The 13419-nt window shown below is 63.1% G+C and carries 12 protein-coding genes; 6 read left to right on the top strand and 6 right to left on the bottom strand.

Features of this window, described 5'->3' with window-relative positions; translation table 11 throughout:
* Positions 1-36: 36 nt before the first annotated feature.
* Both paaK and LRQ04_RS01985 read right to left on the bottom strand, forming a co-directional pair.
* On the bottom strand, positions 37-1386 hold the full coding sequence (gene paaK, locus LRQ04_RS01990; RefSeq protein ID WP_235517322.1) for a phenylacetate--CoA ligase PaaK: 1350 nt from the start codon (positions 1384-1386) through the stop codon (positions 37-39).
* 7 nt (positions 1387-1393) lie between these two features.
* A complete protein-coding gene (locus LRQ04_RS01985; RefSeq protein WP_235517321.1) occupies positions 1394-1870 on the bottom strand; it encodes a hotdog fold thioesterase in 477 nt (158 codons plus the stop codon).
* Between the two features lie 108 nt (positions 1871-1978).
* On the opposite strand from LRQ04_RS01985, the gene LRQ04_RS01980 reads away from it, so the two are divergent.
* Positions 1979-2575: a GNAT family N-acetyltransferase gene (locus LRQ04_RS01980; protein WP_235517320.1), complete on the top strand. Its 597-nt coding sequence runs from the start codon at positions 1979-1981 to the stop codon at positions 2573-2575.
* Here the strand turns inward: LRQ04_RS01980 and LRQ04_RS01975 are convergent.
* A complete protein-coding gene (locus tag LRQ04_RS01975) occupies positions 2572-4128 on the bottom strand; it encodes a bifunctional diguanylate cyclase/phosphodiesterase (protein ID WP_235517319.1) in 1557 nt (518 codons plus the stop codon). The two genes, LRQ04_RS01980 and LRQ04_RS01975, sit on opposite strands and share 4 nt — an antisense overlap.
* 2 nt (positions 4129-4130) lie before the next feature.
* A complete protein-coding gene (locus tag LRQ04_RS01970) occupies positions 4131-5183 on the bottom strand; it encodes a CDC27 family protein (RefSeq protein ID WP_235517318.1) in 1053 nt (350 codons plus the stop codon).
* A gap of 107 nt (positions 5184-5290) precedes the next feature.
* Between LRQ04_RS01970 and LRQ04_RS01965 the strand changes: the two genes are divergently transcribed.
* On the top strand, positions 5291-5461 hold the full coding sequence (locus LRQ04_RS01965; protein ID WP_235517317.1) for a hypothetical protein: 171 nt from the start codon (positions 5291-5293) through the stop codon (positions 5459-5461).
* 149 nt (positions 5462-5610) lie between these two features.
* On the opposite strand, the gene LRQ04_RS01960 is transcribed toward LRQ04_RS01965, so the two are convergent.
* The gene (locus LRQ04_RS01960; protein ID WP_235517316.1) at positions 5611-7251 is read right to left on the bottom strand and encodes an ATP-binding protein; all 1641 of its coding nucleotides are present in this window, start codon (positions 7249-7251) and stop codon (positions 5611-5613) included.
* 218 nt (positions 7252-7469) lie between these two features.
* On the opposite strand from LRQ04_RS01960, the gene LRQ04_RS01955 reads away from it, so the two are divergent.
* Both LRQ04_RS01955 and LRQ04_RS01950 read left to right on the top strand, forming a co-directional pair.
* Positions 7470-7853, top strand: coding sequence for an STAS/SEC14 domain-containing protein (locus LRQ04_RS01955; protein ID WP_235517315.1), 384 nt, complete (start codon positions 7470-7472; stop codon positions 7851-7853).
* A gap of 19 nt (positions 7854-7872) precedes the next feature.
* Positions 7873-8682, top strand: a complete 810-nt coding sequence (locus LRQ04_RS01950) for a class I SAM-dependent methyltransferase (RefSeq protein WP_235517314.1) — start codon at positions 7873-7875, stop codon at positions 8680-8682.
* A 6-nt stretch (positions 8683-8688) separates the two neighbouring features.
* On the opposite strand, the gene LRQ04_RS01945 is transcribed toward LRQ04_RS01950, so the two are convergent.
* Positions 8689-10938, bottom strand: coding sequence for a S9 family peptidase (locus LRQ04_RS01945; protein ID WP_235517313.1), 2250 nt, complete (start codon positions 10936-10938; stop codon positions 8689-8691).
* Positions 10939-11237: 299 nt separating this feature from the next.
* Between LRQ04_RS01945 and LRQ04_RS01940 the strand changes: the two genes are divergently transcribed.
* Positions 11238-11945: a glycosyltransferase gene (locus LRQ04_RS01940; RefSeq protein ID WP_235517312.1), complete on the top strand. Its 708-nt coding sequence runs from the start codon at positions 11238-11240 to the stop codon at positions 11943-11945.
* The gene (locus LRQ04_RS01935; RefSeq protein WP_235517311.1) at positions 11942-13384 is read left to right on the top strand and encodes a glycosyltransferase family 4 protein; all 1443 of its coding nucleotides are present in this window, start codon (positions 11942-11944) and stop codon (positions 13382-13384) included. Before LRQ04_RS01940 ends, LRQ04_RS01935 begins: the two co-directional genes overlap by 4 nt.
* The last annotated feature ends 35 nt before the right edge of the window (positions 13385-13419 follow it).

Below are 13419 nucleotides of genomic sequence, written 5' to 3'. Positions count from 1 at the left end.
CTGGCATTTTCTCACGATCTCCGCCAACGAAGCGGATTAGCCCTTGGGACGCAGGTCGTAGATGCGGCGCAGCTTGCCGTTGGATCGCTCCAGGGAACCGGGCTCTACAACGTCCACCACGCAAGACGAGCCGATGTGGATCTTGATCTGCTCACGCAAGGTGCGGGCCGCCGTCGTACTGGCCTCGGCGGTGACGGACTCGCGGCGCTCAATGCGGACCGTGAGCGAGTCCATGCGCTTGCCTTCGGGCCGGGTGATTTCCAGCTGGAAGTGTGGGCTCAGCTCGGGGATGCGCAGGGCGATTTCCTCGATCTGCGACGGGAAGAGGTTCACGCCACGGAGGATGATCATGTCGTCGCTGCGGCCGGTGATGCGGCCCATGCGCCGGTGTGCGGGTCGGGCCGTGCCGGGGAGGAGGCGGGTGAGGTCCTTGGTGCGGTACCGGATGATCGGCAGGGCTTCCTTGGTGAGCGAGGTGAATACCAACTCGCCCGGTTCGCCATCCCCAAGCACGCGCGTGTGGTCGAACGGATCGATGATTTCGGGGCGGAAGTGGTCCTCCCAGATGTGGCAGCCGTCCTGTGTTTCGACGGCTTCGCCTGCGACGCCGGGGCCCATGACCTCGGAGAGGCCGTAGATGTCGGAGGCTTTGATGTTCATGGTGACTTCGAGCTCGTGCCGCATCTCTTCGGTCCACGGCTCGGCACCCAACACTGCGTACTTGAGCGAGGTGGAGGTGGGGTCGATGCCCTGGTGCGCCATGGCGTCGGCGATGGTCAGCAGGTAGGTGGGGGTGGCGAGGATCGCGTCCGGCTTGAAGTCCTGGATGAGCTGGATCTGGCGTTCGGTTTGGCCTCCGGACATGGGGATGACCGTGCAGCCGAGGGCTTCAGCGCCAGCGTGTGCGCCCAGGCCGCCGGTGAACAGGCCGTAGCCGTAGGCGTTGTGGACCTTCATGCCCGGGCGTACGCCGGAGGCGCGGAAGGACCGTGCCACCAAAGTTGCCCAGTTGGCGAGGTCGTTTTTGGTGTAACCGACCACTGTGGGGCGCCCGGTGGTACCGGAGCTGGCGTGGATACGTGCGATCTGGTCCTGGGGGACCGCGAACATCCCGAAGGGGTATTCCAGGCGCAGGTCTTCCTTGGTGGTGTAGGGGAACTTGCCCAGGTCGCTTAGCTCGCGGAGGTCCGAGGGGTGCACTCCGGCTTCGTCGAACTTGCGCTTGTACAGCGGCACGCGATCGTAGGCGTACGCCACGGTGTGCTGGAGGCGGGTGAGCTGGAGGGCTTCGAGTTCGTCGCGGGAGATGGTTTCTTCACGGTCCAGCACGGGGGCGCTGGCTTTGGAGGCGGGAACGTCTGGTGCTGCCACGGTGTTCTGCGTCATGGTTTTCCTACTTCTTGGAGATGGTGCGGCTGCGGCCACGGAACTCTGCAATGAGTTCACCGGGCTCGGAATCGGTGGCGGCGCCGGGCTCGGCGTCAGCGGAGGGGGCGGCCGCGTAGATCTGGATGTCGTACAGGCCGCTTCGGCCGGTACTCGCGCGGCGGTTTGCGACGGCGGTGATCACCTGGCCTTGGAACGCCGGCTTGATGAAGTTGATGTCGACGCCGGATGCCACCGTGATGGTGGCGGCTTCCTCGGGCGTGGGGTTGGCCGGGTTGCAGGCCAGTGCGAAGGCTGTGTCGCCGAAGGCGAAGATCATTCCGCCGTGGGCCATGCCGAAGCCGTTGAGCATTTCCTGGCGGAGGTGCATGCGGATGGTGGCGTGGCCGTCGTCGACCTTGAGCACCTCGATGCCCATCCACTCGGACGCGTAGTCGTTCGTCAGGATGTGGTGCGATGCACCGGAGAGGGTTGTTTCAACCATGCGTCATTGCCTCCAGCTTTATTTACCGAATGTTCATTAGGTAATCCCAGATCGCGCCGGGTGTCAAGACTGGACCACTATTCGCCCGCGACTAGTAGCCTCATGTTCATGCCCGATATTGAGCTCCCCATCGTCACCGACCGACTCATTCTGCGCCGCTTCGAGGCCGAGGACCTTGAGCGCTTCCACGGCTATCAGTCCCTTCCCGGGACGGCACGCTTCCTTCTGCGCAGCGAGTTGTCCAAAACACGGGCCATGGAGGTCTTGGGTCGCTATGCAAATTTCGAGTTCACTCAGGAAGGTGACTGGATTTGCCTGGCCATTGAGCGCAAAGACCAGCCCGGACTGATGGGCGAGGTAGTGCTGAAATGGCTTGAGGGCACCGGACAGGGTGAGCTGGGCTGGATCCTGCACCCGGAAGCCCGCGGCCAGGGAATCGCTACAGAAGCCGCCCGAGCCGTCATGGAACTTGCCTTCGAGCAGTTGTCCTTCCATCGCCTCGACGCCAAGCTGGATGCGCTCAACACCGGTTCCGCGGCTATCTGCAAACGCCTGGGCATGCGGCTCGAAGCGACCCTGGTGGACAACTGGCACTACAAGGGCCAATGGGCCACCGAGCAGATCTACGCGATCCTGGACACCGAGTGGCGGGACCGGAAGCGCCAGGTTACAGCGGGCGGTGAGGCGCCGACGTCGGGCGTTTAGTCAGCGGTGACGGGCCACGTCTTGTGGTGCTTCAGCTGCTCCGTCAGCTGCTCCCCGGGCAGCGGCCGGCTGAAGTAGTAACCCTGGCCGCTGGTGCATCCGATGCCCAGGAGGTACTGGGCCTGCTCGGCTGTCTCGATGCCTTCCCACACCGCGTTCAGCCCACAGGCACGGATGAGTTGCAGGACGGCAGCGAGCAGGGCCGGTTGCGAGGGGTCGCTGCCCAGGGCGGAGAGCAGGGTCCGGTCCACTTTGACGGTGTCGACGGGCAGCCGGCGCAGATAGCTGATGGACGAGTAGCCAGTGCCGAAGTCATCGATCTCCAGTCCAACGCCAAGGCGTCGCAGGCTGTTGAGCGTGTAGCGGTCCAGGTCGTTGCCCAGGATGACGGCGCTCTCGGTCAGTTCCAGGACCAGCAGCGATGGGTCCAGGTTCGCGGACGCCAGTGCTTCCCTGACATCCTCGACAAACTCGAGCCGCTGCAGGTCGGCGGCGGAAACGTTGATGCGCATGCTGAAGTCATGGCCCGACGTCAAGGGGTCGCTGCGCCACTGCTTTAACTGCTCGACGGCGGTGCGGAGCACCCAACCGCCCAAATCGGAGATCATGCCCGTTTCCTCGGCAATCGGAATGAACTCGTCCGGCATGATCAAACCGCGGGTGGGGTGATTCCAGCGGACCAAAGCTTCCACACCTTCGATTTCCCGGGTGTCCAAACGGATGATCGGCTGGTAGTAGAGCACCAGTTGCGAACCCGCGATGGCCTCTTTGAGCTCGCCCACCAGCTGGTTCCGCATTTGCCGGGAATGAAGCATGGCCGGTTCAAAGACCTTGAGCTTGCCGCGTCCGTCCGCCTTGGACTCGTACATGGCAATGTCCGCTTCCATCATCAGCTCTTCGGCGCCGTGGCCAGGGTCAGCCATCCGCAGGCCCATGCTGGCCCCACAGCGCAGATGCTGGCCTTCGATTTCCATGGCCCCCACAACGGACGCGAGGATGCGGTTGCCGATTGACGCCGCTTCGGCAGGGGTGACGTCCGGAAGCATGACGGCAAATTCGTCGCCGCCCATACGGGCCACCATGTCCTGCTCGCGGACCGCCCCGCTGATCCTGGCGGCTAAAGTTTCGAGGACTTTGTCCCCGATGGTGTGTCCCAAAGTGTCGTTGATCGACTTGAACCCGTCCATGTCCAGGAGGAGGATGGCTGGCCGCTTGCTGCCCTTCTGTCCGGCCGCCTGGGCCTCGGCCAGTGCGTTGGCAAAGGCTGAACGGTTATTCAGGCCCGTCAGGGGATCGGTCATGGCCATGTGGCGCATCGCCAGGTGTGCTTCGTTGAGCTGTTGCGTCCGGGCGTTGACCCGCTGCTCCAGTTCTTCGTAGATGATCTGGAGGTCCTCCGCCAGTAGGTTGGTGCCCATGATCACGGCATCGATCTCATCGCGGGCGTCGGAGACCTCGATCCTGGTGTTCAGGTCTCCAGCTGCCAACCGCACGATACCGTCCAGCAGCAATCCCAGGCGAGGATCCTCGGTGGAGAAATTTCCTTCGGACATGCTCACCCCTCGTGCGGCTGGCCTCGTTGCTCATCGTCATGCCGCAGATGTTCGCGGACGGCAGCACTCCGTTCGGGCAAGGCGGCGCGGTCGAACAGTGTGGCTGCTTCGTCAAAGTTAGCAAGCGCTTCATCCCGCCGGCCCAATTCGAGCAGCGCCCGCGCAAGGAGGAAGTGCGCTTCCGCTGACGTTTGGGTGGCCAGAATGGAAGACCGGGCGCATAGCGGTTCAAGGATGGCTGCGGCCTCCTGCATGTCCCCGCCCAGGAAATGCCAGTGGGCCCGGACCAGGGACATTTCCAAGTGGTCCCTTTCCGAGCCACCCACAATGTCAGTGGCGAGCTCGGCCCTCTCAATGCAGCGGAGGGTAGCGGCGTCGCTGAGTTTCGCTTGGAGTCGCATTTCGGCAGATGCCCTGTTGAAGCGTGCCCAGAGGTCAACATCCTTTGACGGCGACAGCAGCTCAGCCGCAAGGTCGTGGTAGCGGCCGCCGTCGCTGACGCGATCCGCAAGGAAGGCAACGTTGCCTATCACCCAGTAGCCCTTGCCCGCGGTGTCCTCGTCCACATCTTCCGTCAGCAGGGTTTCCATGGCCAAACACTCCCGCCAGGCGTCGTCAAGCAGGCGGCTTTCGGCCAAGGCAGCGATCAGGGCGCGTTGGGCAAGGATCTGGACGTAGAGCAGGTCGTTGTCCCGGGCGGCAAGTTTCGCTGCATCAGCGGCCATGGTGGCCGCCGCCGCCAACCGGCCCAGCCCTTGGAGGGCGACGGCAACCATGGTCCCGGCCTTCGCGCCAAGCTCTGCGGAAGTGGCAGTGAGGGGGTGGTCGTTGAGTTCGGAAGCCAGGGCAAGGAATTCCTGGATGCGGCCTTGGTCGCGGAGGCACTCGGCCTGCAGGTAGCGCATGTTCCACCATGCTTCTTCGTCGCCGGCCGCCGTGGCCAAGGTCGCGGCTTCACCCGCCAGGCGAGCGGCTTCGTCGAAGTCCCGTTCCTTCCATTTGTTGCGCGCTGAAAGCCCGGCTACGACGTGGACGGCGAGCTGCGGACTTTGCATAAGCCCATTATCCATGTCATTACAGGCGAAAAGCTCGTATAGTTTGCCCCGTGACTTTATTCAAGTCACACACGACAAATTCGCATCAGTACGAAAGGGCATAGCGGATGAAAAAATTTGCGGCAACCCTGCTCATGGCGGCGGTTCTGGCAGTAACGGGATTCGCTGCTCCAGCCAATGCCGACTCTTCGCAGGACAGCTCGGCGATCGGATGGTGGCCCAACAGCGTCACCAGCACCAAGACGAACACCACAAGCATCGGTTGGTGGCCAAACTAAACATTGGGGGAGCGCCTCTCAAGGCCATATGACATAAATTGATGCCCTGGGCCGCTGCCCGGGGCATCAGTTTTGTTTCGCCGGATGTCGAGCATTAGTGACGGCGGGACAAATCTCCGCAGGCCCGCATGACAGCGATGTCATACAGATTAAGGCCCTCCAACGGGCAGCTCCACGGACACCGTCGTTCCGGAGCCCAGCGTCGAATCCAACAGGAGCCGGCCCATGTGGCGGCTGATGATGTCGTGGGCAATGGCCAGTCCCAGGCCGCTGCCAGGGACTGCGGCGGAGGTGGCGTTGGACGCCCGATAGAAGCGCGTGAAGATGTGCGGGAGGTCGTGCTCGGGGATGCCCAGGCCGGTGTCGGCGATCCGCACAGTGGCCGCCCTCGCGCCGTTATCGGAGGCCGATACCGAGCTGGTGATGCCCACCCGGCCGCCCTCGGGGGTGAACTTGATGGCGTTGGCAACGATGTTCGTGAAGACCTGCTCCAGCTTTGCTTCGTCGGCCGTCACTTCAATGTCTTCCCCTGCCTCAGTGAATGAGAGGGAAACATGCCGGGACTCGGCAAGCGGCCGCAGCGTTGCCACCACAACTTGGAGCAGCTTGGCGATGTCCACAGGCTTGAGGTCCAGGTTGCTGCCGTCCTGCATGGACACGGTCAGCATGTCCTCGATAAGCCGGCGGAGGCGGTCAGAGTTCCGGCCAATGACGCCCAGCATCTTGGAAATGCCTTCCGGAACCGGGCCGCCGGAACCGTCCTGGATCATGTCCAGATACGCGGTGATGGAGGTCAACGGTGTCCGCAGCTCATGGTTCACCGTGGCCAGGAAATCTGTTTTGGCTTTGTCCAGTTGCCGGAGCTGGTGCAGCACGCGCTGCTGGGCACTGATGAGGTGGCCTTGGATGAGGCCATGTGCCACGTTCCCGGCCACGTGCTGCATCAGCGCGATCTCTGGACGGGTCCAGTCGTGTTCCTCCTGCACTGTGCACAGCAGGATGATTCCCAGGGCTGTTGCGCCTTCGCCAACAGGCAGAAGCACGGTGGAGATCGGGTGCAGCTCCCCGGACCATTCCCGCAAGGCCCCGGCGATTGCTGATTCGGGATCTTTCCTGTGGTCCGAGACCGCAAGGACGTCCGCTTCGGCCCACAGCTTGTTGGCTGCTTCGGCGATGGTTTCTTCGCTGTCTCCAAGCCTCGTGGGAAGGGGGGACACACCCGGACCGTTCCATTGTGCGCGGATGTTGGGGACGCGTTCGTCCCGGAACGTTGCGAACCAGACGTGGTCCACACCCAAGGCCTTGCCAAAGCCCTGGACCACGTGGTCGGCGATCAGTTGCGGATCGTTGGTTTCCCGTATCGCCGATGACACGTTCCGGAGGCTCTCGCGGAGCGCCTCGATCTCCCCGCGGGAGCGTTCGCGTTCCCGTGACCGGCTGATCAGGGTCCTGACGCGGTGTACCAGTTCCCCACCCCGCACCGGTGCCAGGACGTAGTCCGCCATCCGCAGGGACTCGAGGTTAGCGACGTCCAACGATTCGTTGGCGTTCAGGAGCAGCAGCACCGGTATCCCCGGATTGCGCAGGCCCCGGACCAAACCGCTCCCGGCCACGATCACGGAGGGGCTATGGCGTTGGAGCTCGAGGGACACGGCGGCGCTGTCCGAAGCAGTAATTACCTCGAAGCCGGCTGTGGCGAGCGCAGCCTGGGAGGCAGCCAGTCGGTCCCCATCCGTATCCGCCACCAAGGCGGACGGAGAATCCTGTACATCGGCAACGGTCTCGCCCACGGAGCCCCTTCCGTTCCAACGTTCTTCCCACGGTATTTCCCGATTTGGCAACACCCTACCAGCGGCATTGGGGCTCGCGGCTTCCCGGCGTGAAATGCTCCGGATGAGTCGTGGAAGACACTCTTTACATTGACCACGGGATTCGTCAGCCTTGAGGAAGCCAAACCGGGGTGACCATGTCAGTTCCGGCACGGGCGCCGGACCGCAAGAGGAGCACAGTGGATCAACACGCAACATCGAAAGACCACCAGCAGGTGTCGTTCAAACTTGAACTCGAAGAGCAGGGAATCCTGCGCCTCACCTGGCCCCGCGGTGCCAGGATCCAGGAATCGGATGCCCAGCGGGCCATGGACCGGGTCAATGAGTTGTGTGGCGAAGACCACCATCCCATGATTGTGGACATGGCGACAACGGACGACGTCAGCCGCGGCGCCAGATCGGTGTTCGCCAAGCCTTGCCAAGCCAACCGCATCGCTCTCTGGGGTGCGTCTCCGGTGGACAGGGTGATCGCCAATTTCTTTCTCGGCATCATGAAGCCTCCGTGCCCCACAAAGTTCTTTACCTCCGAAACAGAGGCCTTGGAGTGGCTGGTGGAGGCTTAGCGCCACCTATATTTGAAAGATGTTCTCGGCCCTAAGAAAGTACCTGCTCATTCCACGCCTCATCAGGCTCTCGTCCGGTGCCCCCAAGGACCCGCTGACGGCGTGGGACCGGTACTGGGGGGATATCCGCTCCACAGGTGCCACCGGTGACGTCCTGTGGGACTCGGGCAGCGACCACGAACTCAACGCCTACCTGCCCAAAGTGACACAGTTGGACCAGAACCTGCCTGTTGTGGACGTTGGGTGCGGCAACGGCAGTTTCACCCGTCTCCTTGCCCGCCACTTTCCCATCGCTGTTGGACTTGATTACTCCGCGAACGCCGTTGAGCGCGCACGGCAGGAATCGAAGGACATCACGACGGCGTCGTTCGCGGTCTGCGACGTGACGGCACCGGACGCTGCGGCTACTGTGGCGGCGGCCCTGTCCGAGGCAGGCTGGTCCGGCGATGCGAATGTGTTCATCCGCGGTGTCCTGCACGTGTTGGACAGCGACGGCCGTGCCGCCCTTGCAGCGAACCTGCTGCCCGTCGTCGGGACCCGGGGCGGGGTTTTCCTTGCCGAGACCAATTTTCCGGGGACTCCGGTGGACTATGTGAGCCACCTCGGAGCCACACGGAAATCCATCCCCGGACCGCTTGAGTGGGCGATTAGAGGTCTGCCGATGCCAGGTCGCTTCGGTGCAAGGCAACGCGCAAAAGCCTTCCCGACGGCGGACTGGAACCTGGTTGAAGAAGGCGCAGCGAATATCGAGACGCGCCCGCTCAGCAACCCCTCCGACCCCGACGTGATCCCGGGATACTTCGCACTGCTGCGGGCCCGCCTGGCATGAAAACATCTACTTGAGGCCGGCCCCCGGGAGAAGCTCCGTGGCACCCACCGAATCCGCGACGAACGCGTAGTCCCATGCCCGTTCGCGCCACTGCACGTACCGGCCGGATGCTCCGCCGTGGCCGCCGTCCATCTCGATCTTCATGACGATGGGCTCGGACCCGGTGGAAGCATGACGCAGTGCCTGCACCCACTTCGCTGGTTCGACGTAAAGCACCCGGGTGTCATTGAAGGACGTCACGGCAGCGATCTTGGGATAGGCAACGGCCCCCACATTCTCGTAGGGAGTGTAGGACTTCATATAGGCGTAGGCCTCGGGGTCCGTGATCGGGTTGCCCCATTCCTCCCATTCCAAGGCGGACAGCGGAAGCTCAGGGTCCAGGATGGTGGTCAGGGCGTCCACGAAGGGCACCTGGGCCACTACCGCTGCGTACTTTTCGGGGGCCATATTGGCGATGGCGCCCATGAGGAGGCCGCCGGCCGAGCCGCCCATGGCTGCTATGCGTGAGGGGTCAACCCAGCCTGACCCGGCAAGCCAATCAGTCGCGGCGATGAAGTCGGTGAACGTGTTCTTCTTGCTGAGCTTCTTGCCGTCCTCATACCAGAGGCGTCCCAGCTCGCCGCCGCCGCGGATGTGGGCGATGACCATGACGATGCCGCGATCCAGGAGTGACAAGCGGGCCACGCCGAAGCCAGGATCCATGCTCATCTCATAGGATCCGTAGCCGTACACCAGGCCGGCCGCCGTGCCGTCCTGCGGAACCGAAGCGTGACGCAGCACCGAGAGCGGGACCCGGGTGCCGTCGTCGGCCGTTGCCCATTCGCGGGTGGCGACGTAATCGGTGGACACATAGCCACCGAGGACCGGGCTTTCCTTGCGGAGCAGCAATTGACCGGCGGGCAATCCGGGCGTGGGCAGGACGAAGTCGTACACACGCGAGGGCGTGAAGTAGGAGGTGTAGCCCATGCGAATCACGGGGGCTTCGTAGTCCGAGCCGGAAACGCCCGCGGTGTACAGCTCCTCATCGAAAGCAGGCTCCACGGGGTCGCCCTGCGCCGGCGTACCGAGCCCTGCAAGCGGCAGCACCTGCACCCGTTCGATGGTGTCCTTGCGGATGGACAGCACCAGGTGCGTGGACGTTACGCCCGCGCCGTTGACGCGCACCTGCTCGGAATGCTCGACGACGGTCCGCCAGTCCTGCTGCTCAACTGGCTTGTCGAGCTCAGCAGGGTCCACCAGGCTCACCATGGAGTTGATGGCGTCCTTGTCGTGGGTTACCAGGAGGGTCTCGCGGCCATCGAGCAGGAATGGCTCTGCCTCGTAAAGAATATGTTCGTCACGGGAGATGACAGTGCTGAGGCCGGCCTCGTAGTCATCGAAGCGGAGCAGCCTTGTTTCGCTGAACTCGGAGCAGCCAATGCTGAGCACCAGGTGGCGACGGTCGGAGGCGAGGTCGAAACCGAGCCACATGGCGACGTCGTCCTCCTGGTAAAGCACCTCATCCTCGGCAACCGGAGTACCCAGGACGTGCGCTTTCACCTGGTACGGACGCCAGGCGTCATCCACCACTGTGTAGAACAGTCGGGTTCCGTCAGGGGAGAAAGCCACTCCGTAAAAGATGTTCTCGATGACGTCCGGAAGGAGCTCACCGGTGCGGAGATCCTTGATCCGAAGGGTGAAGCGTTCGTCACCGGCGTTGTCCACGGCATACGCGTAGAGATTTCCGTCCACGGTGACAGCGGCGCCACCGACGCTGAAGAACGGCTTGCCCTCGGCTTCAATGTTGCCGTCAAGGAGGATTTCCTCGCCCGGGAGCTCCACTCCGGCCTCCACTGCCGGGGGAGTCCAGTCCGCGATGGGGTCGCCCGAGTTGCTGGCCCGGACGCGACACTGGATGCTGTACTCCTTGCCCTCCACCGAGCGGCTGTAGTACCACCAGCCGTCTTTCCTGCTGGGCACTGACAGGTCTGTCTCCTGAGTGCGGCCCTTGATCTCACCAAACATGGCTTCGCGCAACGGTTCCTGGTGCGCAGTGACGGCTTCCTGGTAGGCGTTTTCAGCCTTGAGGTGTTCCACCACCTCTGCCGATTCCTTGTCCCTCAGCCACTCATAGTTGTCCACGAAGACATCGCCGTGATGCTCGCGGCGAGTGGGCACCCGCTTGGCGACAGGTGGCCCGAGAGGGGTTTCCGGGGCAGTAGTTTCCGGTGCGGAGTTTTCCGGGGCGGCCGAAGGAACGGGAGATGCGTGGCTCATGTGGCAACTCTATAGACGGCCTCCGACAACCAACCAGCAATTTCGCTCAGAGCGCCCGGATGCGTTCGAAGCGAGGTTGGATTCGCGGTAGGGGCGGGTCCACCACGTGGACGGCAAACCGGGATTGGCGTCATGACTTGCAGGGTTACGCCACTCCATATATTGCGGGCATGTTTTCGTACCCGCTACCTGGATATTTGGAGGCTCAGATGGTTCCGCTGCAATCCCACAGTATGCACATCGGAAGGAGAGGAGGTCTCCAAGCGCGTCGACATTCAGAGACTTGGCGGCGCTCCCGCGTGGATCTCGAGGTTATCATCCCGGCTTACAACGAGGCCGCCAGAATTCCAGGCACCCTCCGGCAGACGGCCGATTTCCTGGCTACCCAGCCCTGGTCATCACGCATCGTGGTGGTGGACAACGGCAGCGTTGATGAAACGGCTGCGGTTGTCCGCAGGATCTCCCGTGAGAAAGGGGGCATGGTACCCATCTCCGTGGTGGGTTGTTCGCGCCGCGGCAAGGGAGCGGCAGTCCGCCGCGGTCTCCTCAGCGGAACGTCCAGGTTCACAGGCTTCTTTGACGCCGATCTGGCCACTCCCCTGGAAACGCTCACTGAAACCATGTCCCATCTGTCCAACGGGGCAGCAGCCGTCATCGCATCCCGCCATGCTCCTGGCTCCACCTTTGTGCGTCCCCAGCACATCGGTCGCCGGATGGGCGGCACGGCATTCCGGGTCCTGACCCGGTCCAAGGTCAAGGGCATCCAGGACACCCAGTGCGGCTTCAAATTTTTTGAACGCGATGCCCTGACAGCTGCCATGGTGCAGTGCCGGAGCACCGGGTTCGCCTTTGATGTCGAGCTCCTTCTTCGGCTCCAGGACAACGACGCCAGCATTATCGAACTGCCGGTGGCGTGGACCGATGGTGCGGAGTCTACGTTCCGCCCTTTCCAGGACGGAGTTGCCAGCTTTGCCTCGGTGCTTCAACTCCAGAAAGCAACACCATGACCTTTGCTCTACCCGACCTGAACTCTCCTTCCCGGCTGGCGGGGAAGCATCTGCTTGTCCTCAACTGGCGCGACATCAAGCACTCACAGGCTGGTGGCGCGGAGCAATACATGCATGAAATCTCCAAGAGATGGGTGCAGCACGGAGTACAGGTCACCTGGTTCACGGGACGCGACGCCGGTCAGTCGGCGGAGGACCTCATTGACGGCATCCGCATTCTGCGCGGAGGCGGAACCCTCTCCATTTATGCGCATTCGGCAATGCGGCTTCTGCGGACCAGTGGGCAGTTTGATGCCGTAGTGGATTGCCAGAACGGAATTCCGTTCTTCTCGCCTTTGTTCCTGCGGCGGGATATTCCGATCATCCAGCTGATCCACCATGTCCATCAGGAACAGTTCCGGACCAAGTTCTCTCCACCCATGGCCGCGGTGGGCCGGTTCCTGGAAAGCTCAGGGGCCAAGTCCGTGTACGGGCAGCGCTCCATCGTGGCGGTCTCTGCCTCCACGCGGTTGGAACTTCGCAAGCTAGGGTTCACCGGACCGATCCACGTGGTGCCCAACGGCACCATTGATAGCCCGCACGAGGTTTCCGCCCGCGCGCTCAGGCCCACCATCGCCGTCGTCAGCCGCTTGGTTCCGCACAAACGGCTGGACCTGCTGCTGGGACAATTCGCAGTGGCCGCAAGGAGCATCCCCAAACTGCGGATGGACATCGTCGGCGACGGCCCGGAACGGGCACGCCTGCAGCAGTTGGCCATGGACCTGGGGCTGGACCATGCGGTGACGTTCCACGGGTACCAGCCCAACGACGTCCGTGACGAACTGCTGGGCAGGGCCTGGCTTACTGCCTCCACCTCGGCCTCGGAGGGCTGGGGATGCTCAGTCATCGAGGCCGCAGCGTGGGGCGTGCCCTGCCTGGGCTTGCGCGTACCCGGTATTAGGGACTCCGTGCTGGACGGCAGGACCGGATGGTTGGCCGATACCCCCAAAGAGTTTGGGGCGGCCTTGGTCGAGGCGTTGTCGGCCCTGGCCGAGCCTGACGCAGCCAGGGACGTTTCCGTGGAATGCAAGGAATGGGCGAGCTGCTTCACCTGGGACCGCAGCACCAGGCTCCTCACCGGTGTCCTGCTGGAGGAGGAAAAGGCACGACGCGAGGGCGGGGACCTGCGCTCCTCGCACTCGGATCTTTCCACGCTGGTTCGTTTCGAACTGCCGGAGGGGGCGGACCTCAGGGCTGTCCTAAGGGCAACAGACGAAGTAGCGCTGACGGACGACGGCCATATTTCGGTCATGATGAAAGGCCGTGACGAGTTCGAGGCCTTCGCTGCCCTGAAACAGATTGGCGTGGAGACCGTTGAACTCCGTCCGGCAGGACCCAACACCTTGCTTGCGGGTCCCGGGAGTTCCTTTGCTCCCGTCGATGCCGTAGATGGCCAGTAGCGGGCGGTCCCTACGTGGAGGTGTACCTGGAAAGA

Origin of the sequence: Paenarthrobacter sp. AR 02 (genome assembly GCF_021538675.1) — a bacterium.
Classification (GTDB): Bacteria; Actinomycetota; Actinomycetes; order Actinomycetales; family Micrococcaceae; genus Arthrobacter.
This window is presented reverse-complemented; position numbering and strand designations above follow the sequence as displayed.

Excerpts from the sequence above, each read along its gene's own strand:
- paaK (WP_235517322.1), bottom strand. The coding sequence starts at position 1,386 with ATGACGCAGAACACCGTGGCAGCACCAGACGTTCCCGCCTCCAAAGCC.
- LRQ04_RS01985 (WP_235517321.1), bottom strand. The coding sequence starts at position 1,870 with ATGGTTGAAACAACCCTCTCCGGTGCATCGCACCACATCCTGACGAAC.
- LRQ04_RS01980 (WP_235517320.1), top strand. The coding sequence starts at position 1,979 with ATGCCCGATATTGAGCTCCCCATCGTCACCGACCGACTCATTCTGCGC.
- LRQ04_RS01975 (WP_235517319.1), bottom strand. The coding sequence starts at position 4,128 with ATGTCCGAAGGAAATTTCTCCACCGAGGATCCTCGCCTGGGATTGCTG.
- LRQ04_RS01970 (WP_235517318.1), bottom strand. The coding sequence starts at position 5,183 with ATGCAAAGTCCGCAGCTCGCCGTCCACGTCGTAGCCGGGCTTTCAGCG.
- LRQ04_RS01965 (WP_235517317.1), top strand. The coding sequence starts at position 5,291 with ATGAAAAAATTTGCGGCAACCCTGCTCATGGCGGCGGTTCTGGCAGTA.
- LRQ04_RS01950 (WP_235517314.1), top strand. The coding sequence starts at position 7,873 with ATGTTCTCGGCCCTAAGAAAGTACCTGCTCATTCCACGCCTCATCAGG.
- LRQ04_RS01945 (WP_235517313.1), bottom strand. The coding sequence starts at position 10,938 with ATGAGCCACGCATCTCCCGTTCCTTCGGCCGCCCCGGAAAACTCCGCA.
- LRQ04_RS01935 (WP_235517311.1), top strand. The coding sequence starts at position 11,942 with ATGACCTTTGCTCTACCCGACCTGAACTCTCCTTCCCGGCTGGCGGGG.